The 26,173-nt window shown below is 40.1% G+C and carries 15 protein-coding genes; 8 read left to right on the forward strand and 7 right to left on the reverse strand.

What is annotated here, in order from left to right:
- The first annotated feature begins 125 nt into the window (after positions 1–125).
- Positions 126–893, forward strand: a complete 768-nt coding sequence (locus H5158_RS04655; protein WP_182717785.1) for an ABC transporter substrate-binding protein — start codon at positions 126–128, stop codon at positions 891–893.
- A 289-nt stretch (positions 894–1,182) separates the two neighbouring features.
- Here the strand turns inward: H5158_RS04655 and H5158_RS04660 are convergent, their stop codons facing one another.
- The 4 genes from H5158_RS04660 to H5158_RS04675 form a co-directional block, all read right to left on the reverse strand.
- The gene (locus H5158_RS04660) at positions 1,183–1,602 is read right to left on the reverse strand and encodes a hypothetical protein (protein WP_259397091.1); all 420 of its coding nucleotides are present in this window, start codon (positions 1,600–1,602) and stop codon (positions 1,183–1,185) included.
- Positions 1,603–1,716: 114 nt separating this feature from the next.
- Positions 1,717–3,618, reverse strand: a complete 1,902-nt coding sequence (locus H5158_RS04665; RefSeq protein WP_259399417.1) for a carboxylesterase/lipase family protein — start codon at positions 3,616–3,618, stop codon at positions 1,717–1,719.
- Between the two features lie 229 nt (positions 3,619–3,847).
- Positions 3,848–7,276 carry a LamG-like jellyroll fold domain-containing protein gene (locus tag H5158_RS04670; RefSeq protein WP_182739562.1) on the reverse strand — a complete coding sequence of 1,143 codons (3,429 nt, stop codon included), beginning with the start codon at positions 7,274–7,276 and terminating at the stop codon, positions 3,848–3,850.
- Between the two features lie 526 nt (positions 7,277–7,802).
- Complete coding sequence (locus H5158_RS04675) at positions 7,803–8,765, reverse strand: glycoside hydrolase family 43 protein (RefSeq protein ID WP_182739563.1); 963 nt, start codon at positions 8,763–8,765, stop codon at positions 7,803–7,805.
- Positions 8,766–9,313: 548 nt separating this feature from the next.
- On the opposite strand from H5158_RS04675, the gene H5158_RS04680 reads away from it, so the two are divergent.
- The 6 genes from H5158_RS04680 (at position 9,314) to H5158_RS04705 (ending at position 21,007) form a co-directional block, all read left to right on the forward strand.
- Positions 9,314–12,148 carry a TonB-dependent receptor gene (locus H5158_RS04680; RefSeq protein WP_182739564.1) on the forward strand — a complete coding sequence of 945 codons (2,835 nt, stop codon included), beginning with the start codon at positions 9,314–9,316 and terminating at the stop codon, positions 12,146–12,148.
- A gap of 512 nt (positions 12,149–12,660) precedes the next feature.
- Positions 12,661–15,492, forward strand: a complete 2,832-nt coding sequence (locus H5158_RS04685) for a TonB-dependent receptor (RefSeq protein WP_182739565.1) — start codon at positions 12,661–12,663, stop codon at positions 15,490–15,492.
- Positions 15,493–15,792: 300 nt separating this feature from the next.
- Positions 15,793–17,130 (forward strand): MFS transporter, encoded by a 1,338-nt coding sequence (locus tag H5158_RS04690; RefSeq protein WP_182739566.1) that lies wholly within the window; start codon positions 15,793–15,795, stop codon positions 17,128–17,130.
- A 14-nt stretch (positions 17,131–17,144) separates the two neighbouring features.
- The gene (locus H5158_RS04695; RefSeq protein WP_033103079.1) at positions 17,145–18,089 is read left to right on the forward strand and encodes a glycoside hydrolase family 43 protein; all 945 of its coding nucleotides are present in this window, start codon (positions 17,145–17,147) and stop codon (positions 18,087–18,089) included.
- A gap of 22 nt (positions 18,090–18,111) precedes the next feature.
- Positions 18,112–20,562: a glycoside hydrolase family 127 protein gene (locus tag H5158_RS04700; protein ID WP_182739567.1), complete on the forward strand. Its 2,451-nt coding sequence runs from the start codon at positions 18,112–18,114 to the stop codon at positions 20,560–20,562.
- Positions 20,563–20,572: 10 nt separating this feature from the next.
- Positions 20,573–21,007, forward strand: a complete 435-nt coding sequence (locus tag H5158_RS04705) for an FKBP-type peptidyl-prolyl cis-trans isomerase (protein WP_145234141.1) — start codon at positions 20,573–20,575, stop codon at positions 21,005–21,007.
- Positions 21,008–21,104: 97 nt separating this feature from the next.
- Here H5158_RS04705 and H5158_RS04710 read toward each other — a convergent pair whose 3' ends face one another.
- Positions 21,105–22,115 carry an arabinan endo-1,5-alpha-L-arabinosidase gene (locus H5158_RS04710; protein WP_182717792.1) on the reverse strand — a complete coding sequence of 337 codons (1,011 nt, stop codon included), beginning with the start codon at positions 22,113–22,115 and terminating at the stop codon, positions 21,105–21,107.
- Positions 22,116–22,217: 102 nt separating this feature from the next.
- Between H5158_RS04710 and H5158_RS04715 the strand changes: the two genes are divergently transcribed.
- Complete coding sequence (locus H5158_RS04715; RefSeq protein ID WP_182739568.1) at positions 22,218–23,246, forward strand: family 43 glycosylhydrolase; 1,029 nt, start codon at positions 22,218–22,220, stop codon at positions 23,244–23,246.
- Positions 23,247–23,327: 81 nt separating this feature from the next.
- Here the strand turns inward: H5158_RS04715 and H5158_RS04720 are convergent, their stop codons facing one another.
- Both H5158_RS04720 and H5158_RS04725 read right to left on the reverse strand, forming a co-directional pair.
- Entirely contained in the window at positions 23,328–24,392 is a 1,065-nt protein-coding gene (locus tag H5158_RS04720) for a hypothetical protein (RefSeq protein ID WP_182739569.1), read from the reverse strand.
- Positions 24,389–26,167, reverse strand: a complete 1,779-nt coding sequence (locus H5158_RS04725; protein WP_182739570.1) for a HEAT repeat domain-containing protein — start codon at positions 26,165–26,167, stop codon at positions 24,389–24,391. The genes H5158_RS04720 and H5158_RS04725 overlap by 4 nt, the downstream gene beginning before the upstream one ends.
- Positions 26,168–26,173: the final 6 nt, after the last annotated feature.

Raw genomic sequence — 26,173 nt, forward strand, 5'->3', positions numbered from 1 at the left:
AGTGAACCAAGTGTAATGTTAGCGTAGGCTGCTAATATGTAAGGTAAAGCCAAAGATAATTATAAAATAAACTTAAAAAATAGCGCTTTTTATAGATAGAAGCAGGCACAGGAATAGGAAGCCTCATGATATTAAGAATGATTTTATTATTGAGTTTATTGTCAAATATAAATGCAAATGCTCAGGATCCAGAGCCTGAACTTACAATTTTGTTGAACGACTGGCCACCTTATAATTTTAACAAAGGTGGTAAGCTAGTTGGTATTAGCACAGAGTTAGTAGAAGCCGCGCTGCAAAAAGCGAACATCAAATACAAACTGTTAGTTTATCCTTTTAAACGCGCTTTATACACTGTCCAACAAACTCCTAACACTTTGCTTTTTACAGTAGCTCGCATTCCTGAGCTCGAAAATATGTATAAATGGATTGGCCCTTTGCACACCAGAGAGGTATATCTGTATAAATTAAATTCCCGATCTGATATACAGATCAACAAAATCGCAGATATCAAACAATATAAAACTAGTGTGCTGATGGGCGGTTCAGTTGAGCAATTCCTTAAGCGTAATCACTTTCAAGAAAATATAGACTACTATGTTACTGTTAATTCAGAACAAATATTAAAAGCTTTATTTAAAAAAAGGACAGATCTGATCCCTGGAGATCCATTAGATTTAGCCTATCAAATGAAAACGCTGGGCTATGATCAGTCAGCAATTGAAAAAGCCTATTTACTGTCGAACGAAGGTGGCTATTACATGATAGCTAATAAAAAAACATCAGATGAAATGATAACAAAAATTCAGAAATCTTTAGATGAAGTGCTTGCATCAGATAAGAAAGATAAAACTATCGAAAAGTATCTACAAATAAAAAGCGGTTCCTTTAACTAAAAATCTATCGATTAAACAATCACTAATTATTTTGGTGATTAAATTGCAAAGCTTATTGCGCCTGGTAGCAGAAGGCATTTTAATGGCCGATTTACTTTTGTCAGTAAAAATTGCTGTAGCAAGGAAATACGAGTGCACCAATCTGCCTAGCGATTGGCCAGTTTTTATAACTCATAATTATGCCTAATTGTTGATATTGCGCTTATTTAAGTATAGCTAAAAACACGATTGCTAATAATAGAATATGAGCAGTACTACAATAGTAACAACTAATCGCGATTTCAGTTGATCACACCATGGCACTGACAAGTGCACCTGTGTCGGTAATACCAGCTTCTTTCATCGCTTCAGCGATGGTTTGAACTAACGAACCCATTTGAGCTTGCATTGATACAATCATATTAGTTTGCGCTTCGACTTGTGCTTTAACAGCTTCATCTTGCTGGTTATCTAGCGCTTTTAACTTTTCGAGTTGCTCTTTTTGTTGTTCAATCTGTTCTTTGATTTTTTTCAGCTGTTCGATCATTTTAGCGATGTGATCGGGCATATCTGAATTGGCCTCTTTTTCTGCTTTCTCTTTAGTTTCCCGGCCTGATATATTGTCTAACTCTTTTTCTGATAAACGATAGCCAGTAGTATCGTTACTTTTTACCGTAGACTCTGATGGTGACGCAATTGGCTGTCCCAGTGGTTTATGTATCTGCATCATGGCTCTTTATAATGTGATTTAATCATACTTATCGGCTGAAAGAGGCGTTACTAAAGGGGAGGCATGTAAATAAAAGCCAAATATTAATTTGGCTTTTATTTGGATAGGTGCAGACTAACGAACTTGGTTAGCCCATTTTTCACCGGCTGGTGTGCGGCGCCATTTAAAATACTGATCAAGTGTTTCTAGCGCTTGTTTGTCGGGCACTGGGCCGACTTTTGGTTGCTGTTGAAAATACATAGTGCTGGGTTTGTCATTATTAAAAGCAGGCCAATTTGGTAATGCATCGTCATTTGGATTGCCATTTTTGGCAAAGTTAGTCCAGTAGGTTGCCATTATATCTGACATTTTTAAATCATTTTTAGTTACATTCGGATCTGCTTTATTAAGGTTTTTAAACATATAGGCTATTTCATGACCGTGGCCAGAGCCATGATCTTCATCTTTGCCGCCAAGTTTACGCTCAGGATGGTGATCAAAGTAATATAAATAAACAGGGGCTCTTCCATGTTCAGTTTGTAACTTAGCCCAGCTCCAAGTATGCCAACCAAAGGCAGCATCACGCACCAGATTACGGGCGCTGCGAGGGATGCTGTTTTTTGCAGCAGGGTAAGCCTCAAGTAAACTTGGCGCAAATTGACCGAAGCGAGTCTTTACTCCATCAACAAAATTATTAACATCAGGGTCCCACACAAAGCTGACGCCTTCATCCGAGTTATAACCAATTAAAGCAGGTACATCATTAAACTTGCCTTGCTGATAGAGCTTATATTGGTCGTCTTTTATCACATAGCCGTCAACAATGGGCCAACCACCGGGAAGTGACCAGCCTTTTGGTATAAAAGTTTTTGCGCTCATTTTTCGCAGTTGTGCAATGGAGCTTGTGCCAAACTGTTTTACATAGTCGAAACCTTCTGTTTGAGCCTGTTGTAAGGTTGACATGTTTTCACCGGGGTAGTTCTTAATGCGAGTAGGACCAAATGAACCACCACTTTGCGAGATAACTTTGTTAAATAACCCTTTAGCTAACGGTGAGGCGGCAAGCATGCTAACCGAAATGCCGCCCGCAGATTCACCCGCAATGGTAAGATTATTTGCATCACCACCAAACTCACTAATGTTTTGTTTAAGCCACTTTAAGGCGGCTAGTTGGTCGAGCAACCCATAATTACCTGATACGCCAACTGGGCTTTCCTTATTAAGTTCAGGATGGGCTAAAAAACCTAATTGACCAACGCGATAAGCAATAGACACTACTATCACGCCTTTATTGGCAAGTTCGCTACCATCAAAAATAGGATCTGATGAACTGCCAAAGCTAAAGCCACCACCGTAGATCCAAACGAGCACCGGGAGCTTTTCATTATTTGATTGCGCGGGCGTCCAAATATTCAGATATAAACTATCTTCACTGCTCCCAGATACGGGATCGCCTGCTTGAATTGGGGCAGGGGCATACGCTTGTGCTTTAAGCACACCTTGCCATTTTTCGGCAGGTTGAGGGGCTTTCCAGCGCAACTCTCCAACCGGTGGTTTAGCAAAGGGCACGCCTTTAAATACGGCTAAGTTTTGCTGGGCCGTGCCTTCAAGTTTGCCCTGTGCCACGCTGACTTGGGTTAATGGTTCTGCGTTTGCGCTGGCTGCAGCTGTAGCAAAAAATGTGGCCCATAAAAGCCGTTTAAGTTTTGATACGTTCATAATCATTCCTTTAAAATTGCTTTGCTTATCTTTTAATTGCCAATCAAGCTTATAGTTTGCTGTAGCAAAAAGTTGCGCGCCATCCCAGAATTGACCTGCAATAGCGATTTTTTGCAGATTTGCGCTTTGGTAAAATTCACTGAGCAGATTCGCAAATTGTGCTCTAATCCAATCAATGACGTGAGGGAGCATGCTATTTCTGGCCTTATTTAAGAATTTGTCATCAAGGCTGTTTTGCCTTTTGCCCAGTGCTATCACTAAGTAACCATATGAATTAATCTCAGACAGCATATGCTCAAAAGGAAATAAGGTGTCCATTCAGCCGCCGTTAGCAATAACTTTAAATGCTGTCATTTTGGCAAAGCAAAAACAGGGTATAAGAACATAAGAATACGGTACATAGCCCTTACTAAGTTGTTATTATAGTACAAATAGTGCGGTAGAAGATAAGTGATTTTTTGAAATAATTGATAAATAAAAAAGCCAGACTCTCGTCTGGCTTTTCACGACAACAAACTATTGGGCAAGGCAGCTCGCCCAAAATAGTTTATTCTTGTGCAGTTGCTGCATCAAAGAGTGCTTTAATTGCATCAGCATCAATTGCACCGCTGAATACTTTTAACTCATCAATTGCACCAGCATAAGGCGTATCCCAATAGTTTACGCCTAACGCAGATTCATTGGTCTCGCCTGCAACAGTGAATACACGTGGAAAACCTGCAGCTTCAAGTTTTAATTCACCATTTACGTACATTTTTAGTGTATCACCATTGCTACCATCGACAGTCATGGCTAAGTGAGTCCATTTGTCTTTAGGTATACGAGTATCAAGCTCACCGTTATCGAAAAATGCGCCCGTAGTTGCCCAAAGTCGAGTTTTATCAGTACCATCCATTGATGGGACAAGGCTTAACCACGTTGACGAATTTGCACCGGCAAAGAATGCAGTCGTGTAACTGGTAAATACATCTGGTTTTAACCACAGTGAAATTGAATAGTCATTCGTTGTAATTAAGTTATCAGGTAATCTCACTCCAACATTACCATCTAGATGTACAGCTTGACCGATAATACCGTCAGTGAAAGTGACAGCACCGCCTTGGTTATCTATCCGGTTACCGGTTGCGTTACCTTTACCGTAAACGCCTTCAAGCTCAGCTAAATCACCTTCAAAGCTATATTGCGCAGGGGCAAGTGATTTAACGGTAACATCGAAGGTTTTAGTGTCAGTGAAGCCTTTATAGTTAATCGTTGCAGTTAAGGTGACGATTTGATCGCCTGCCAACGCACTTGGTTGATTAACGATAGCTGTGCCATTAACAGGTTTTAGGTATTCTTCATTATTTGATGTCCAACTGATACCGGATACAAATGGACCAACACGCGGTAGAGTGAGGTTATCACGCACTGCTGATACATCACCTAAATCTAATGCATCTTTTACAAAACCAGCGAATTTTGTTGGATCAGTTAAGTTATTGATAGCAGCTGCATTGATGTCTAAGTTACCAAGGGCATAGTCATATACTATTAATTCATCAATCTCGCCTTGGAATGGTAAATCCCAGCCATAGTTTACGCCAAGTGCAAAGTTACCCGTTGCATTACTAAAAAAATCAGCGCGTGGCATTGATCCTGCTAAAACCCCATCACGGTAAAGTTTAGCTTCGCCGTTGGCATAAGTGATTGCAACATGCGACCAAGTAAGCGTTGCCGGGGTTGCAGAAATGATTTGGTTCCACTGTTCAACACCCGCATCATCTAAATATTTGCTCCATAGCATTGGTGTGGTTGTAAAATGAGTGTTACCAGGGATCAAGCTCATCCATCTATCAACAGTCGCAGTGGCGAAGAATGATGGTGAAAAATCAGTTAAAACCGTTGGTTTCAACCAATAAGAAACAGTGTATGCACTTGATTGAATAAAGCTATCAGGTAATCTGACACCTGTTGCACCATCAAAACTAAATGCTTGGCCTGTTTGCCCAGCAGCATACGCTTGATTACCTGCGCCGGTGTTTAACAAATTATTATCAGTAGTTGTGGCACTTGGTAAATTTCCTAAGCTATCTGTGAGCGCATTTTCAAATGAATAATGTGCTATCGCATTTTTAAACTCAGGACGTGCGGTTAAATTAACTGTAAATGTTTTACTCGTGGTTTGGCCGTTTAGCTCAATATTGGCTGTGAGCGTCACTGATTTATTACCAAGGTCTGGGGTTGGAATAAATACTGCACCGTCGCTACCTATGTAATATTCATCACTACTTTGCCAGCTGATTTGTGCGCCATCTTTACCAAGAGTTGGTAATGAGTAACCTTCATCTGCAATACTTAACTCAGTTTTAATATCCAACGCTTGAGCAACAGTGGCAAGGATATCGCTTGTTGCCGTAATATCGTCAACTTTAGTTGCCCAAACCGTTGCTCCTTCACTTGATACTCCCGACAGCGTTGGTACAAGTGCTTTATTGGCATCATCCCATTGCCATTTAGCGACGGCAAAGTAAGTGCCAGATTCTAATACTAGTTTAATATTGGTATTAGAATCATCGCTAGGATACCAAGTACCAGGATCGCTGCCTGTTACTGAGTTATCAGCATTAAGTGCAATGTGAGTTGAACGAATAGCACTGGTATTAACGGTTGTACCATGGTTTATGAATTTGTAATAACCTTGGATTTCGTCCATCGATAGTACATTCTCACCATTGAGTGGAACATAGCGTTGTGGTGAAAGTACAGGCCAACCAAGTTGGTTAATGAACATTTCATGGGTTCGTACTTGGTGTGCTTCAGCACTTTCTGGAAATTCAGTAGAGCTTAATGGGAAGCGAGTGTGAGTGACAAATAAATGTTTGCCCGATGCCTGATCATAATACGCTGAGTTATGACCCGGTGATTGATAACCCCAAGCTGGTGCTGTTTCTCCGAGCTCTTGGGTATATTCAAAACCACCTAATAGTTTTTCACCTATTTCAAGGCCGCCTGCAGAGGCAATATCGTTGCCCGCATTATCTAAATAAGGACCTTGTGGGTTCTTTGAACGTGCAACACGTACATTATAACCATCATTAGCAGCAAATCCTGCAACTGAGTAAAAAAGATAGTAGTAATCACTTTCAGGGCTATACATAGTAAATGCACCTTCCATAGCACGGAAGTCACCACCGACTAGTTTAGTTCCATAGCCTTGTCCTGCTTCAGGCATGCCTGTTGTTTCATCTATAGCAAGTACAAATATCCCGCCAGAGTATGAACCGTACACCATCCATAAATTGCCATCTTTATCATAAAAAGCGGCGGGGTCAATGGCATTGGGATCTACAGCGCCAGCCCATGTTGTTTGCCCATTATCTAATGGATACTTAGCAAATTCATCATCAGTACGGTAGCCGCTGCGTAAAAAAATGCCTTTATTTTTGTATGGACCTTCAATAGAGTCTGCTTCTGCAAGACCTAAATAAGAGCGATTAAAGCATACTTCATCAACAGTGTTAGGTGTATCTGGATTATCTTGAGCGCAATGATTGTAGTAAAACCAAAACTTGCCGTTGGGTGCTTTAATTACATCAGCAGCCCAGTTACCGGTAAAGCCATCAGTCCATTCAATACCCTCTGCAATTTCGGTTGTGTAATTAAAATCAAACAACGGGCTTTCATTTACAGCACTGTTTGCTGATAAACTTGAAATCATTTCCCAGTTCATTAAATCGGTCGATTTAGCGGCAGCTAAATGTGAGCCAAAAATATAATAAGTATCATCGACTTTTAAAACCGACGGATCATGCACGGCAACATTCGTCACTGTTACATTACCATTGTTGTTAAATTGTACACTGCTACTTACAGTTGGCTTTGCGGTTGCAGTAGGTTGTGCCGCTAATACGCCTTCGGGCGCTGAATTGCTGTCTGAGCCGCATCCTGTAACAGCTAAAGCGCAGCTGATCACCATCGCTAATCTGGTTAGTTTCATTTTTTAATGTCCTCTTATAACTGGGATTTTTGTTATTTAATGTTGTCAATAAAATTGCTGTGCACCTAACGTAAATAGCAACTACGTAGTATTGTAATTTTATAGTACTATTTCAAATGTGCAAATACTTTTGCAAAAGTAATTGGTATGTAAATAAAAAGTGCTTTGTTTACAATGCTTACAGCTGTGTTTCAATTATCATCAAGCAATGATTTGCGACGATTTTTCGCTTATTTACAGCAAGTAATGTAAGTATTACGCGAAAATAGAGGGGGTTAACCAGATCTCAGGTAAAGGTATTTACGAATGCTTTGATTTAAAATTATAAAGGTTAATAAAGTGTCTACCTAGAAAGTTATCAGAATTAACAAGGCGAGTTTACGCGTCAGGCACTTACCTATTGCAAGTTAACTCAACGCAGTTAGCGATTGAAAATCGTCTTTGTAAGTAGATTTATTCACCAGCGAACAATTTTTTAAACCACGGTGATAGGGGCTCTGCAGTGAGAGCCCCTTCGTTGACTGAGTTATTTGTCTTTACTCAACCCTTCAGTGGTCATGATGATACGCTGTAAGGTAGCATCATCATTGTATATAAGTGGTTCAATCGCAACTGAGCGACGAAAACGTCCGCCACTTGGCTTGCCATCTTTTGGTGGTACTGCACCTGTATGGTAAATAAAGTAACTTTTATCTTTAAACTCGATAATTGACTGATGATTAGTCTCGCTGTTACCGGCAATCTCATTGAGAATGCCTTTGTACTGCCAAGGGCCATGGATACTTTTACTCATTGCGTAGCAGATTTTTTCTGGAAATTCACATGCATAAGAAACATAGTAATATTCATCTTTCTTATGAACCCATAAAGCTTCAGTGAAATTAGGTAAGTCGATGGTTTTGATTTCACCGTCTAGGCTTAATAAATCATCACTTAGTTTTACATATTTAGGCATTAAGTTGCCAAAAAATAGGTAGGTATCACCGTTTTCTTCTACGTAGATGGCCGGATCTATATCATCCCAATCATTCGGTGTTTGGGTAGTCATATCATTAGTAACCAATGCATGACCTATAGCGTCTTTAAATGGTCCGGTAGGAGATTTCGACGTTGCGACACCAATTGCAAAACCAGGTTTAGTTTCATCATGGCGAACAGTGGTGAAGAAATAAAAGGTGCCATCACGTTCAATCATATGCGCTGCCCATGCATCGCCCTTAGCCCATTTAAAGTCAGTGGCTTTCATTATTGGGCCATGCTTTTTCCAATTCACCATATCGGTTGATGAAAAAGCAAGCCAGTCATGCATCTCAAAGAAAATATCATTATTTGGGGCAACATCATGACCGGTATAAAGATAAACTGTGTCCTTATGAACTAATGCCGCAGGATCTGCGGTGAACACGTCGGTAAATAATGGGTTTTGTGCTGCAACCATACCGCTCGATAAGAGTAATGGTAACGCAAGGGCTGTTAATTTATTTTTCATATGTATCCTTATAGATGGTGTAAGCCAAAGTGTCTGCGCTTATGTGTAGTTTTAGTTAATTCATGGCAGCTGTGAGTACTAAAAATTAGTAAAAGTACAATAAAAAACACCATTAATTGTATTATTGTATTTTTATTGTGATGACATCAGCATAACCGAGGTAAATATATAGTTGCAATGCATTTATATTTTTACACAGTATTAATGTGATTGTTATTCGCATTGTCGACTTTAAGTTTTTGAATTGCATAGCCTTACCTTTTTAATTGTTAGGTGGCTAGATGAAACAAGCTAATAAATCAACTATTTCAATGGAGTGGGTGTTAACTACTCTTTACAGGTTATTTGAATTTGTTGTTTTTTGAGTTGACCGTTAAATAGTCATACAATATGATTAAAGTCCGAGTGTTAATCTATATACATAGTAAATGTAGATATCTCGTATACTGTTTTGACAACATACAATGGGCAATGCAGTGGTCACTCTTCGGTAACTTAATTGGATAGTTCAGAGTTCCGATATAACTATAATTTGGAGAACACCGCTAATGTTTAAAAAAACACACATAGCCAGTGCAATAGTTTTGGCATTTTCATGCCAACTGTCTTATGCACAGGATGAAGTAACAAATACACCGCCAGATAGCACTGATGATATCGAAGTTATTCAAGTATCAGGCATTCGCGGTAGCTTAAACAAAGCGTTAGATGAAAAACGCGCTAGCGTACAAATTGTTGATGCGATTGTTGCCGAAGACATTGGTAAATTTCCTGACAATAATGTCGTTGAAGCACTACAGCGAGTTTCAAGTGTACAAACTACCGGCCGTGGGGGCGGTGAAGTCAGCAGTGTATCAATTCGTGGTCTAAGCGATGTTCATACTACTGTAAATGGCCGTGATGTTTTTACCGGCTCAGGTCGTGATGTGTCGCTGCAAGATATTCCTGCTAGCTTACTCTCTGGTGTTACCGTATATAAAACGCGATCGGCAAAGCAAGTTGAGCGTGGTATAGCTGGCTCGATTGATATTAAAACTCAGCGTCCATTTAACTTTGATGGTAAAAAAGTAGTACTAGCAGCACGCGGTATTTATTCAGACCAACCTGACAAAGTTGACCCTAATTTAAGTATGTTATTAAGTAATCGTTGGGATTTGGATGGTGCGGGTGAGTTTGGTGCACTGGTCAATGTTTCCTATTCTAAAACGCACTACCGCGATGATACATTAGCTGCAGGGGCTGCATTACCCTATTTCACAAACCAACCAGCTACTGGTTTTAGACCTTATTCTCCAATTCCTAGAACGTTAGGAGCACCGGGTAACGAAACCTCTGTTTGGCAGAGCTTAGAAAATGGCCTACCAACAACACCAGGTTCAGCGCTTGATATAAATGGCCAGTCAGCAGAGTATTTACTTGGCCGTGACGCTGTTTTTGGTAACTCTTTTAGCGGTGAACGTAAGCGCCCAGCAATAACAGCCTCATTTCAATGGGCACCTAATGATACATTAGAGTTAACGGCTGAAGGTTTTTATACTGGCTATCGTAATGAGTCACAAAATTCATTATGGCATGCGTTTAGTTACAATGATAACGTCGGCATTGAAACACCGGTTACTTACGATGACACAAATGTCATAAAGCAAAGACAAACCCTCGGCGCAGATGGTTTTGTAAGTGGTGATGCTACTTCTCAAAAAACAGACACGTATTTATACGCATTGGGTGCGAAGTGGCAAGCATCAGATTATCTGACCATTAATAGTGAACTGGTATATCAAAAAAGTGATTATGAAAGCGACTTTTTAGCAATGCGCTTTAATCGCGCAACTTTTCCTACTCTAAACGTTGATTATAATAATGGTGGGGGTGTACCCGCAGTCGTATACGAAGACGATCCTAATACACCTGTAAATGAAGCTGATATGAGCGCTGTTGCAAACTGGAATGCTGCTGATCTATATGACAATGGTGATGGCAACAGTGGTGACTCAATTGCGTTTACGTTTGACGCAGAATATTTATTTGGTGGCACATATATTGATAAAGTTTCTTTTGGTGGGCGCTACGAAAAACGTACTGCAGAAGCATTCACCCGTACTCAGAATAAATATCAACCAACATCGCTAACTAATTTCATGAGCCAGTTAGTTGAAGCAGGTGTAAGCGATGACGGATCTGGGCTTATCTATCAGGTTGATGATTACTTTGATGGCCGAGCTAACGTTTTCAATAACTTTATCGCAGCAGATGGTGGTTACTTACTTGATAATGTAGATGCTGTTCGCTCTGTCTATGGGTTTAACAAAGAAGATAAGTATAAAACGTTTGATATTAAAGAAGATTCTTATGCTTTATATAGCACAATGAATTTTTATCTCTTTGAAAATATTAGCGGTGAGGTTGGTGCTCGTTATGTGAAATATAATCAAGATATGAAGTTTCAATCACTATTATCTAAGAATCCTGCTCAGTATGACCAAACCGTTGAATCAGAAAGTATCAATAAATTGCTACCAAGTTTATCTCTAAACTGGAATATTACAGAAGATATTGTCGGGCGTGTTGCGTATACAGAAACACTAAGAATGCCTAATTACGCTGATTTAAGCTCTGTGGCACGTTACGAAGATCCAATTACTAAAGCGCAAGAATATGGTACCGGTAGTACTGGTAATCCTAATTTACAAGCTACTGAGTCAAAAAATTATGACCTATCGCTAGAGTGGTATTTTGCTGATACAAGTTCTTTATACGCGTCTTACTTTAAGCGTGAAATTGATGGGTTAGTCATTTCATCACGTAGAAATGTTGTACGCGAAGGCGATGATGGTGAAACTCGTCCATACGTTGTTAGCTTTCCTGGTAATGCGTCAGATGGTGAATTATCTGGTCTCGAGTTAGGATTAGTCTATTTCCCAGAAAATCTGCCAGCCGTTCTTGATGGCTTAGGTATGCAGGCAAGTTACACTAACTTAGACTCTTCGCAGGACACTCCTGACTTTGATTCGCTAGGTAATATTACTGGTTATACTGAAACAAGTATGACAGGCGTTTCTGATGAATCAGTTAGTGTCGTTGGTATTTACGAGCGAGAGTCATTTGATATGCGTTTGTCATACTTATGGCGCTCAGCGTTTTATAGCGGAACAACGGATGCTACTTTTGCGAATCCATTACAAATTTGGAATCGCCCAGAGCAAAGTTTAGATTTCCAAGTTAGTTATAACATTACAGAAGATGTTACTGTCACATTTGATGCTACTAACTTGTTAGATGATAAGTATCAAACTTATTATGGAGAAGGTAACGAAAATCTATTTAATGCGGGAAGTAGTATTTTTTCTCGTACATTTGCTTTAGGTGCACGGTATTCATTCTAATGTAAATTAGAGTATAAAAAGCCCCGATAACCTCGGGGTTTTTTATGCTTATTCATATTATACAGAAAATTATTCCCATTGCTTGTAAAGCTAATTGTTTCGTCTTTTTTGTTTCCCCGTACTTGGAATTACCGATCTTAATATATGTTATAGCTATGGAGCATTGGCATACCCTTTCAAGTGAGCTGTTAATTTGTAGTATAATAACTATTTGATTTAGGATGAGTTATATTTCACTTTTTGATACTTCTATCTTTCCCGTAAGATTATATTTCATCAACCAATTGTTTTTTATGGCCTTGTTGCCAAGATTTGTTTTTTTGATTTTTATTTAACATTTATTTATTTTTATCAGTTGACTGTTAATTAATCATACAATATTATCAATGTCAGGCAGCAAATAATTAACATAATAAAAGGCAACCTTAATACAGGCTCTGACAACAAGTTTGTAAATAAGGGGAAGCAGAGGGTAATAGCCTTCTGGGGAAAACAAATGGAGAACACCACTCATGTTCAAAAAAACACACATAGCTAGTGCAATAATCATGGCTGTTTCATGTCAGTTTGCATATGCGCAGCAAGAAGATAATGCATCGGTAAATGCTGAGAAAGACGACATTGAAATTATTCAGGTTTCTGGTATTCGTGGTAGCTTAAATAAGGCACTGGCTGAAAAACGCTTTAGTACACAAATTGTCGACTCTATTATTGCAGAAGATATTGGCAAGTTCCCAGATAACAATGTAGTTGAAGCACTACAAAGGGTTACTGGTGTACAAACCACAGGCCGTGGTGCTGGTGAAGTGAGTACTGTGTCTATTCGTGGTCTAACGGATGTTCATACTACGGTCAATGGTCGAGATATTTTTACCGGTGCAGGGCGCGATGTTGCACTGCAAGATATTCCGGCGAGCTTACTATCTGGCGTAACAGTTTATAAAACGCGATCAGCAGATCAAGTCGAGCGAGGTATTGCGGGTTCAATCGACATTAAAACAAATCGCCCGTTTAACTTTGATGGCCAAAAAGTTGTTTTAGCTGCACGTGGTATTTACTCCGATCAACCAGATAAAGTTGACCCAAATATTAGTGCACTGCTAAGTAATCGTTGGGAAATTGACGGCGCTGGTGAGTTTGGTGCACTGTTTAATGTGTCGTACTCTGAAACCAATTATCGTGATGATACGATAACTGCAGGTGCAGCGTTTCCATTTTTTACTAATAATCCGCAAGCAATGTACTCTCCTTATTCACGTATTCCTGAATATGACTCGCAAGGAAACAAGGTTTGGCAGATTGGTCAAGAGAACGGTTTACCTAATACTCCAGGGTCTAAACTAAACGTTGAAGGTGAGCCGACAGAGTATTTAATAGCACGTGATGCTATCTTTGGTACGTCATTTACTGGTTTACGTAAACGTCCAGCAGCTTCTATCTCGTTGCAGTGGGCACCGGTTGATACTTTAGAAATAACCGCCGAAGGTTTTTACACCGGGTATGAAAACGAGTCACAAAATGCGATGTGGTTTTCAAACACGTTTGAAAACGGCAATGGCAATATTGAAACACCAACTATTTTCGATGGCACTAATGTAGTTAAAGAAAAACAAGCGATTAATGCAGGTGGTTTCCAAAGTGGTGATTTCTCATATGGTAAAACAGATAGTTACTTATATGCACTAGGTGCACAGTGGCAAGCTAGTGAATATTTAACAATTAACACTGAAGTTGTTTATCAAGAAAGTGAATTTGAAACTGATTTTTTTGCAATGCGCTTTGACCGTGTAGCCAAAGGGTTAAATGTTGATTTTAATGATAATGACGGAGTTCCTGGGATTGCATTTTGGGATGATCCTAACACCGCAGTAAATGAAGCTGATATGGCTGCAATACAAAATTGGAATGCGGGTACGGTGTATGATAACGGCGGTGGTAATCGCGGGGATTCTACGACATTTACTTTTGACGCTGAATATCTTTTTGGTGGTCGATTCATAGATAAAGTGAAATTTGGCGGTCGCTACGAAAAACGCACAGCTGAAGAGTTCACTCGAACAAATGAAGGTGGGATTGGTAATACTAGTGTTGAAAGTTTAATTCAACAATTGGCCGCAGCAGGAACTACTGGTGATGGATCCGGTATTGTATTCCATGTGGATGATTACTTCGATGGCAGGGCAGATACATTCAGTAACTTCGTTACCGCTGATGGTGGTTACATGCTTGATAACGCTGGTGCAGTACGCAACGTGTATGGTCTAGAAGCCGAAAATGTTTATAAAACCTTAGATATTGAAGAAAACTCGTATGCATTATATACAACCACTAATTTTTTCATAACTGAAAATATAAGTGGGGAATTTGGGGTGCGTTATGTCAAATATGAGCAGGATATGGACTTCACAGCAGAAACTGGAACAAATACTAATATTTTTGATTCAAGCTCTGCGAGCGCAGACGTCAGTAAATTACTGCCAAGCTTAGTTCTAAACTGGAATATAACCGATGATGTGATAGGTCGTTTTGCTTACACTAATACCTTACGTATGCCTAATTTTGCAGATTTAAATGCCTTGCAGTATTTTACGGATCCTCTTACAGAGGGAACTAAGAATGGGACGGGCACAGGAGGGAACCCGCAATTACAACCTGAAGAGTCGACAAATTATGATATCTCTTTAGAGTGGTATTTTGCCGATTCAAGTTCACTTTACGCAACTTATTTTTTACGAGAAATAGATAGCCGAATAGTCCCAGGGCGAAAAGTTGTGATGCGACCTGATAAGAATGGTGACATTATTCCTTACGCGCTTAGTGCCCCTGTTAATGCAAGTGAAGGCGAATTATCTGGTTTGGAACTTGGTTTAGTATATTTCCCGGATAACTTGCCTGAAATGCTAAATGGGCTTGGTCTGCAAGCAAGTTTTACCGCACTAGATTCATCTCAAACACTACCTGAGTATAACAACGATGGAACCATTAGCGGTTATGTAGATTCAAGTATGGCTGGTGTATCTGATCAATCATATAGTGTGGTGGGTATTTATGAGCGAGATTCGTTCGATATGCGCTTATCGTATGTATGGCGTTCAGAGTTCTATACCGGTAACGAAGCGGCTATTTTTGCTAATCCATTGCAATTTTGGAACCGTTCAGAACAAAGTTTAGATTTCCAATTTAGCTATGATGTAACAGATGATTTTGTGGTGACTTTTGATGCTACAAATATACTCGACGATGTGTATCAAAGTTATTATGGTGAAGGCAACGAAAACATCTATAACTTTGGTAACGGTATATATTCACGCACTTTTGCAATTGGTGCCCGTTATTCTTTCTAAGTTTATATAATCTTTAAAGTACAAAACCTCGACTTTGGTCGGGGTTTTTACTTATCAACCCATTGAATTGATTTAACTTGTATTTATTCGCTCTGAGATAGTTGAGCTTCCAAAATTATGATTCGTCGAAAAGAGTTGCGATCCTATTAGTATGATAATACTATCAATGAAGTTATCATTAAATTTACAATAATAAGCAATACAATGGTCACCAGTGTGATAAAACAAAGAATAGGTGACCTTTATTATTTTAAATATGGCGTATTAAGGTACTACATATTTTAAAAATCAGGTAGTTGTATGGAAAATCAAAAGTTATCAGTGGTAGAAAAAGTCGGTTTTGGTGCCGGTGATATGGCAGTAAACGTTATGGTTGCTGCATTATTTTATTTTATGTCGTTTTTCTACACCGACATTTATGGCCTCGACCCTGTTGATATGGGTATTTTATTTTTAGTTGCACGTTTTGTTGATGCGTTTACTGACCCATTAATGGGCGTGATTACCGATAAAGTAAAAACTCGCTGGGGGCAGTTCCGCCATTGGTTCTTATTTTTATCTGTGCCATATGGTATTTCAATCGTCCTGCTATTTACCACTCCAGATTTTGATTACAATATGAAGTTGGTGTGGGCTTACCTTACTTATTTATTTGCCACCTTGATGTTTACCGGTGTAGCAATTCCTTATATTTCGTACATTGGCGTATTAACCGCAGATCCTAAAGAACGTTTATCAGCGAATGGTTATCGGATGTTTTTTGCCAAAATAGCCAATGTTATTATTGTATTTTCTGTACCTTTACTGGCATCAATGTGGGGCGGTGGCGATATCGCTCATGGTTATAAACTGGCAATGATTTTAGTGTCTACCTGTGGTGTAGCATTGTTTCTGTTTTGCTTTTTTACTACTCGTGAACGTATTACTCATGAACCACAAAGCGAAAGCATACTGACCCAATTTAAAGTGCTGATTAAAAACGATCAATGGTTGCTGCTATGCGCCGCATGTGTGCTTGGTACTTTAGGTTATGCAATTCGTGGCAGTGTGGCTATGTACTACGCTAAGTACTATTTAGGTGCTCCTGATCTGGCGGGTACTTTTACCAGTGCAGGTATCGCAGCATCAATAGTATCTATGGTGGCAAGTACGTGGATCACCCAACGTTATTGTAAGTTAAAACTATTTAGATGGTCACAAATCGCAGTGTTGTTTATTTCGCTGATAATGTTTTTTGCAGTGCAACCTGGTGACATCTGGTTGGCCTTTGTGTTGTATATCATTTTATCTTTCGTGGTTGATTTGCATGCACCGGTGTTTTGGTCCGCGATTGCAGAAGCGGTTGACTATGGCGAAATTAAAGACGGTGTTAGGGCATCAGGTTTGTCATTTGGCGGGATTTCATTTTGCCAAAAAGCCGGTGGTGGTTTAGCGGGTCTTGCCGGTGGTTTACTGTTAGCTTTTTTTGATTACCAGCCAAATATTGAACAAAGTCAATTTACCATGACTGGATTAGCATTAATGCTGACCATTATTCCTGGTGTGTTTCATGCCATTTTGGGCTTTGTGCTATTTAAATACAAAATTACCGATAACTATTATACCGATATGGTTAAAAACCAGCGGTTACCAGAATAATTTTAGGAGCATTTATGTCAACTTTACCTAAACCTTTGATCCCACAACGTGCTGATCCATATATTCATAAGCACACAGATGGTTATTATTACTTTACCGCGTCAGTGCCTGCCTATGATGGCATTGAACTGCGCCGTGCAAAAACCCTAGAAGGGCTTGCAACTGCAACGCCAAAAATGGTCTGGATGAAGCCACAAACAGGTCCATATTCTGAGCTTATTTGGGCTCCTGAGATCCATTTTAATGATGGCGCTTGGTATGTTTATTTTGCCGCAGCACCGAGTCGTGAAATTAAGCACGATTTATTTCAGCATCGTATGTATGCAATTAGCTGTAAAGATGCGGATCCGATTGAGGGCGAGTGGCAGTTTTGCGGTCAAATTGAAACCCCATGGGATACTTTTTGTTTAGATGCCACGACTTTTTATCATAATGATGAGCTTTATTATTGCTGGGCACAAAAAGAACCGGGTGTAAAAGGTAACTCAAATCTGTACTTGGCAAAAATGTCATCACCAACAGAGATCACTGGCGAAATCACCCGTTTAACCATCCCTGAACTTGATTGGGAAATAATTGGTTTTTGGGTGAATGAAGGCCCTAACGTACTTAAACGTAACGGTAAAATATTCTTAACGTATTCAGCCAGTGCCACCGATGAAAACTATGCTATGGGCTTGCTATATGCGGACCTAGATAGTGATTTATTAGATATAAATAGCTGGACTAAAGTGCAAGAGCCAGTATTTCGTAGTAACGAGCCTAAGTCGATGTTTGGCCCCGGGCATAACAGTTTTACGCAAGATGAAAATGGTAACGACGTGCTGGTTTATCACTGTCGTCAATATACTGAAATTGAAGGTGATCCACTGTGGAACCCAGATCGTCATACCTTCACAAAATCACTAAATTGGGATGATAACGGTATGCCTGTTTTTGGTAAGCCTGGCGAACAATAAAAATAACAAAAGGACTCTGTGTATGTTTGTTTTAGCAGTAAAAAAATTACCACACGTTATTAGTTTTTCTCTTGCGGTAATGTTGTTATCGGCTTGCAGCGAACACCCTAATGCAGATGATAAAACTGTTAATACGCATCATACACAGCGCACACCACAACAACTTTTTGCACTTGAGCAAGTTAGCTTAAGTGCAAGCCCATTTTTACATGCCCAGCAAACTAACGTTCGTTATTTATTGGCATTGCACCCAGATCAATTATTAGCCCCTTACTTACGTGAAGCTGGTATCGAGCCCAAAGCGTCATCTTATGGTAATTGGGAAGACTCGGGGCTTGATGGTCACATTGGCGGTCATTATTTATCGGCGTTAAGCCTTGCGTGGGCTGCAACTGGCGATGAAGAACTAAAGCGCCGTTTAGATTACATGTTAAATGAGCTACAACGCGCACAACAGGTTAATGACGGTTATTTAGGAGGCATACCAAATGGTCAAGCGATGTGGCAACAAATCCATGATGGCAATATTAAAGCCGATTTATTTAGTTTAAATGATCGTTGGGTGCCGCTTTATAACATAGACAAAATTTTCCATGGCTTGCGTGATGCTTACTTGATTGCAGGCAGTGAACAAGCAAAAACCATGCTGTTTGATTTAGGCGAATGGTTTTTAAACTTAACCTCTAAGTTAAGCGAGCAGCAGATTCAACAGATGCTGTATTCAGAATATGGCGGTTTAAATGCGGTATTTGCCGATATGGCGACGATCAGTGGCGATAAGCGTTATCTCAAATTAGCGCAACAGTTTACTCAAAATAGCATTGTCGATCCGCTGTTAAAAAAACAAGATAAGCTAACTGGCTTACATGCTAATACCCAAATTCCAAAAATTATTGGTATGTTGAAGGTCGCTGAGGCCACTGATGATAAAGCGTGGCAACAAGGCGCAGATTATTTTTGGCAAACAGTGACTAAAGAGCGCTCAGTGGCCATTGGTGGTAACAGTGTGCGTGAGCATTTTCACGACAAAAAAGATTTTACCGCGATGGTTGAAGACGTTGAAGGCCCTGAAACCTGTAACACGTACAACATGATGAAACTCAGCAAGCTGCTGTTTCTGAAAACCGCGGACACTCGCTATTTAGAATACTACGAGCGCGCAACCTATAACCATATTTTATCGTCACAACATCCTGAGCACGGTGGGCTTGTGTACTTTACGCCAATGCGTCCTGGGCACTATCGTATGTATTCATCGGTACAAGATTCAATGTGGTGTTGTGTCGGTTCGGGTATCGAAAATCATAGTAAATACGGTGAGCTGATCTACAGTAAAAATGACGATAACTTATGGGTAAATCTATTTATTCCAAGTACGCTTGATTGGCAGCAACAGGACTTAAAAGTAACTCAACAAAGCCATTTTCCGGATGCTAATAATATAACCTTAGTGATTAACACATTAGATAAAAAACATAACTCATCAGCGCAGCTGCATATTCGTAAACCAAGTTGGGTTACTGATGAATTGCAGTTTAAGCTTAATGGCAAAGCAATAAATGCCACTGCAGAGCAGGGGTATTACGCAATAAAACATGACTGGCATGATGGCGATAAATTAACTTTTTCTTTAGCGCCAAAACTGTACACAGAGCAGTTGCCTGATGACCAAGATTACTATGCGGTATTGTATGGTCCTGTGGTAATGGCAACCAAAGTACAAGCGTTTAAAAATGAGCATTTAAACTTTGTTGCTGATAACAGTCGCATGGGTCATATTGCAGCAGGGCCTACCTGTCCACCCGAAGCACTGCCTATCATGCTCAGTGAACCCGAGCAGTTTATTGCTGATTTAAAGCGAGCCCCTAGCGCAGAACTTGCATTTACCACAGATAAAAATGTCGCCATTGCTCAGCAGGGGATAGGGAGTACACAAACAACTCAGTTAATTCCGTTTTTTAGGCTTCATGATAGTCGCTATCAAGTTTACTGGCCGCAGCAAAGTGAAGCCGAATTTACTCAATTTGTTAAAGATTCAAAAGCGGCTGAACAAGCAAAAGAGCAATTACGATTATTGACCGTTGACCAAATTACACCGGGCGAGCAACAGCCTGAAGTTGAGCATGACTTTAAAGGTGAAAATACCCGTGCAGGTGTTAATAACGGCCATCATTGGCGTGATGCAACAGGTTGGTTTGAATATAAGCTAACTAACTCAGAGCAGCAGGCAGTTGCACTGCGTATCCGTTACTTTACTGCAGATGTTGGACGTAAGTTTACTATCACAATTAATGGTGAGGTGCTGGCAAAAGTTAGCTTACCTGCTAAGCAAACCGGTGCAGAATTTTACAGTATTGATTATCCATTAACTGATGAAATGAAAAAAGCTAGCTCATTAACACTGCGCTTTAGTGCAATAAAAGGATCGGTTGCTGGTGGTATTTACGGTATTCGTTTAATCAATAATAACTAGTAGGACGAGTATGAGTTTACAGCATTATGACGATGTGCATTCTAAAGTGAGTGTTCGGCGCTACCCGCTCGCAGAGCAATACATAACACAGCCTGGTGTGCATGTAACCGGCTCGGGTTTAATGTATCGAATTATTGAACTGGGAAGTGGCGAACCACCTTCATGGGATGCTACTGTTAAGGTGCAGCAACGCGTGATGACTGCAACAGGGCATGTGCTTTATGATACGCGGCAAATCGAGCAAGTGGCTGAGTATGAGATAGCAGAAGCAATTGAAGGTTTGCAAGAAGCACTCATGCTGATGCCTAAAGGCAGCCGTTATGAACTTTTGATTTTACCGCATCTAGCCTACGATATTTACAGTGTGGCACTGAATGAATCTTTAGCGACAAGCAGTGAGCAGCTTATTTTTATGGATATTAAACTCATTGATTTTAAAGAGTAATATTGGTGCTAGAGCAGTAATTCTTGTGTTAAGAATGCGATATATCAAAACAAAAAACCTGCAAAAAATGCAGGTTTTTAGTGGCTGTTCTTAAGTGTTACTTCTCAATCAGCTTAGTGGTGCGCTTGTTTAGATCTTTGCTATCAACTACTGGCCAGTTATCGTCCCAAGTCATCGGTAGAATACGTAATTTTTGTAAACCGTTATCAGCCGTTTCGTAAGCATGAAGTACTAAGTAATCTTTACCGTCAAAGGTATAAGCAGCATTATGACCAAGCGCTACCCAGTCTTTATTACCTTCGATCACCAGCGAACCACCGCCATTATTTAAGTCACGGCCTTCTTTATCAAGGTATGGGCCTTCTACGTTTTTACTGCGCCCTACACGGACATTGTAAGTGCTGTCTAAACCTTGGCAGCATTTATCAAACGACACAAATAGGTAGTAATAGCCATTCTTTTTAAAGATATATGGTGCTTCTACAGGTCCGTGTTCAGTGTTAGGGCGTGCTGAAATGCTATGCCATTCTTGTGGTTGTGCCAAACGTACCATATCATCGTCAAGTTTCACTAATTTAAGACCGCCCCAAAACGAACCAAAGCTCATCCATGGTGTACCATTGTCATCTTCAACAATCGCTGGATCTATGGCATTCCAGTTATCACGCTCAGGCACAGACTGTATAACTATACCGTGATCTATCCATTTATAATCTGGTGATTTAGGATCTAGAGTTTCGTTAACCGTTACACCGATCGCCGAGGTGTTTTTACCAAACGCAGACACAGAATAATAAAGGTAAAACTTGCCATCTTTTTGGTATACATCCGGCGCCCAAAGGTGGCCACCAAAGTCACTGGCAACTCGTTTTGCCCAGCTCGGCTCGTCTTTAAATACGCGCCCGGTAAGCTGCCAATTTTTCATGTCTTTGGATTCGTAATACGTGATGCCCATACCCGTGCTAAAGACGTAATAGGTATCGCCTTCTTTGGTCATTACAGGGTCGTGTACCTCAACTTGATTAGCCATGGTATTACTAGCTAAACAAAGTAATGTGCTTGCACCGAGCAGTTTACATGTATGAGCGAACTTTTTTGCGTGTTTCATAGTTGCCTACCTTTTTATTTTAATCATTAAACTTATCAGCTACTATAATGTATGTAATACAATATTAACAATGGAAATTAAACTATAAAAATAGGAAATACCATGGCCAAGAATCTGATTGCCACTGCAATTGTAAGCGTACTTAGTATGTCATGCTTTTACAGTGTTGCAGAGGCAAATAATAGCCCAACATTAATGCCAATTGATAACCCGATTGTTTTGCAACGCGCTGATCCTTGGTTGGTCCGCGATGACAAAACCGGTTGTTATACCTTTATTGGTACATCCCCTAAGTTTGACGAAATTGAATTACGTCAAGCTTGTAGACTTAATGACTTGAAACTAGCAGAGCCAAAAGTGATTTGGCATAAAAATGAAAAAGGCCCAATGAGTACCAATATTTGGGCACCAGAGCTACATAAAGTTGATGGCAGTTGGTATATTCATTTTGCAGCGGGTGATGTAGAAAAGCCGTTTAGTATCCGTATGTTTGTGCTTAAAAATGACAACAAAAATCCGATGAAGGGCCAATGGCAAGAAATGGGTCAGTTAAAAACCCACCTTGATAGTTTTTCGTTGGACGCTACAACATTTAGCCATAAAGGTAAGCGTTATTTAGTGTGGGCACAGCAAAACCAACCCGCAACGTACAACTCTGCATTGTGGATTGCACAAATGGACTCACCAACATCGATAAAAGAGCCAATAGTTAATATTTCAGAGCCAACACTTGATTGGGAAATACAAGGCTATAAGGTGAATGAAGGAGCTGCAGTGATGATCCGTGAGGGAAAAGTGCTACTTACGTATTCTGCCAGTGCCACCGATGATCGATATGCAATGGGCTTGTTATGGGCCGATGCCGATGCAGATTTACTCGACCCCGCAAGCTGGCATAAAAAGCCACAGCCAATTTTTGCAAGTAACGAAAAAGTAGGGCGCTTTGGTCCAGGTCACAATAGTTTTGTAAAAGCAGAGGACGGTGTTACAGACTTACTAATTTACCATAGCCGTGATTATAAAGAGTTACAGGGTACACCCTTAACAGATCCAAATCGCCATGCGCGTGCACGCATTATAAAGTGGGATGACCAAGGATTTCCTATTTTGTCTAAAGAAAAAGGAGACTAATTATTAGTCTCCCATAGTTAATAATGAGTTTACTACAGTCAGATATATGCCGATTATAGTGATTTAAACTATTAAAATATTCTATAGGTCAATTACGAAGGGATGTGCCAGTATCCTTTGTGTTTGCTCGAGTGTTAGCCCTTTAGCGGTTGCTGCTAAAGGAACGCGGTGCATCAGATTGTTGACGGTGGTGCTGGTTAAATCATCTTCAGTTCCATTGGCTTCTACGGGGTGAGCGAGTCCAAGGAAGTGGCCAATTTCATGCGCTGTTAATCGTGCTATCTCGTTTATAGTGCCAGGAGCACTTTGTGGGAAAGCGCAATTGGTGGGTGATACAAAAATACCATCAGCCACACCTGCGCCACCAGGGATACGAGGCGTAAACCCTGCTAAATTTTGTAGGCCAAAGCCAGTTTGTTGTTTAACGCATTTGCCAATAACAACACTAATCGTATCCTCATCTTTGCTTTTAAGTTGTGACAAGATATTTGCTAAAGGGGTTAAATCGTGAGTACTTTTCATTATGATGGCTGCATCATCTATAAATTCAACCTCAGTTACATTAACGTTCAGGTCTAATTCAAGGCCAATTAAAATAGAAAGTGATTCAACATCTATTTCAGAAGCAATAGCAGAACTTAAAGCAAACCTTACGTTAATGCTTGGATTAGCTGGCATAGCAGAGACGAGCAATTCTATATTGATATTTTTGGCTAGAGTATCTTTGGAAAAAGAGTCACACGGCACTGGTTTAAATGTCATTTGAGTGATTTCTGCTGCAACACCTTCTAATACAAACAAACCCAGATCAGAGAGTTTATTTGTTCTCCAAAGGTGTTTATTTGCGCTCGACTTATCGGTTATTAGCGTATCGCCATTAACATTTAAAGCTGATGAGGCAATCAAACATCCCTTGGGCAACGCTGTTACACGAAGTGCTCGGCGGTTATCACTTAGGGGGATCTCAACGGCAAAACTGTTATTTTCGGTCATATTTTGAAAATTAACGTTAAGCGGTGTCCAATCATTTTGCTTAGTCTCTTGTTCAGTCGTTTGCTTAGTAGGTTGTTCAGTAGCCTGTTCGCTATTACAGCCTGTTAAAGTAACAGCTGCAAAAGCGTATAACATTGGCATAAACTTTCTCATCTCAAATCCTTCGCGCTAAGATACCTACCAATACGTCTTTTAATGTATACATCTGATTCACGTTTATACTGAGTTACTAATAGATTTTTCGCTTCTTGTGTTTGTTGGGCGCCAAGTAAATCAATACTTGCGGCACGTAGTTGTGGATCGAGTGAATTTACACGCTTGGCAAGCGCATCAACCATGTCGGATGATGCTGCGCCACTATCTTTAAGTGCTTTGACTAATGCCGCGCTTACTGAAGAGTTATTTTCTGAGATTAGGGCTTTTAATAAAGCGGGTTGAGCTTGCTCAGAGTTTAGCCTTGCTAGCGCATCAGCAGCCCGACGGCGTTTGGCCTCTGATTGCGATATTAGTTGTTCACTCAATAACTCAGTAAATGCTGGATCAGCCGTGTTCCCCATACTATCAATAAGCGTAAGTTGCTCACTTTGTGAAGCGGTGTCTGCAAAATTTTGTTGTAGTGAATCTATAATATACTCACGTAAAAGTGGGTCATCAGAGCGGTCGACCATTGAGCCCACGCCCAATAAACTGGTATTACCGGCAATATCTTTCACCGTAGAGCGAGATAGCAAAAGATCGGCAACCTCTCGAGAAGGCTCGCCTATATCTGCCAATGCCGAGGCTGCTCTTGATTGATCGCCTTGGCTTAGATTTGCATCAAAAACCATCTCTGACAATGCTTCGGTTGCGTTATTTAACCCAGATAATTGCAGTGCTAAAAAGGCTGTTGGACGAGCTTCATCGTCAAGTGCACCATAAATTTCGGATACTAATAAATTAACGTCTTCAGGATGTTTTTTAAGCCATGCTGCCATTTCTAGCGCAGCTTCATAATAACGCGGTGATGGATCGTTTATCGCATTAATAAAGCTATCAAACGTTTCATCGTAGCTTTGGCGGATTTGAACGGTTTCATCAAATTGAGCTGGTAGGTCATAGGGAGTAGATTTTTCTGCCATGCTCCAATCTATTTGCTCAATTGCTGTAAATAACTGATCGTCACGTTGTAATGAAAACGTTTGTAACATTCGTATTTCAGGTTCATTTTGAACTTTTACACTGATTTCCTCTTCACCCGTAATCGACTGCCACCAAAGGGGCATTCTTCTGTTGAATGTAGCCGTTGCAATGGATTTATTAACAGACAGTATTAAACCAAAATCATTGACTGCACCTCTCGTTAAGTGATTATTTTTAGCACGCTGAATCTGAACAGGCGACTCATTAACTAAATTAAAATGTGCGGTATAATCACCCAGACCATCTAATGCTGAAAGCTGCCAATGAGATGCGTTTTTCTTTGGTAATGAAAAAGTTAAATTATCAAGCAAAGCTGCAACTAGCAACTGCGTTTTTGGCTCCCATGATTTTGTAAACGCTGTACTGGTTATGATGCAACTTTTGTTCACTTCTAAAAAGAATATTTGTCCTTGTGGAGAATCTGCACGCTCCTCTGGTAACGTCATAGATTGCTTGAGTTCAACATCAGTAAAACTAGCGCGTATTTTTGCTATATCTCCATTAAATTCATCAACATGCCAACTCATTACCCCTTTAAACGTATCACTTTGATTCTCCGCTGTGACAGATGATTCTACTTTAAATGCGCTCTTTTGACCTTCACTAAAATCACAACTTGCCGGCTGCAAAAGGCCGGCAACTTCGAGTTGATTAGGTTTACTAACCAACCCGAACTTTATGAAAACAGTTCCAGCAATAATGACAACAGCACTTGCAAGCAGCACTGATTTCATTGTTATTTTACTCATTGTTAA

Origin of the sequence: Pseudoalteromonas sp. SR45-6, from assembly GCF_014163545.1 — a bacterium.
GTDB classification, from domain to species: Bacteria; Pseudomonadota; Gammaproteobacteria; order Enterobacterales; family Alteromonadaceae; genus Pseudoalteromonas; species Pseudoalteromonas rhizosphaerae.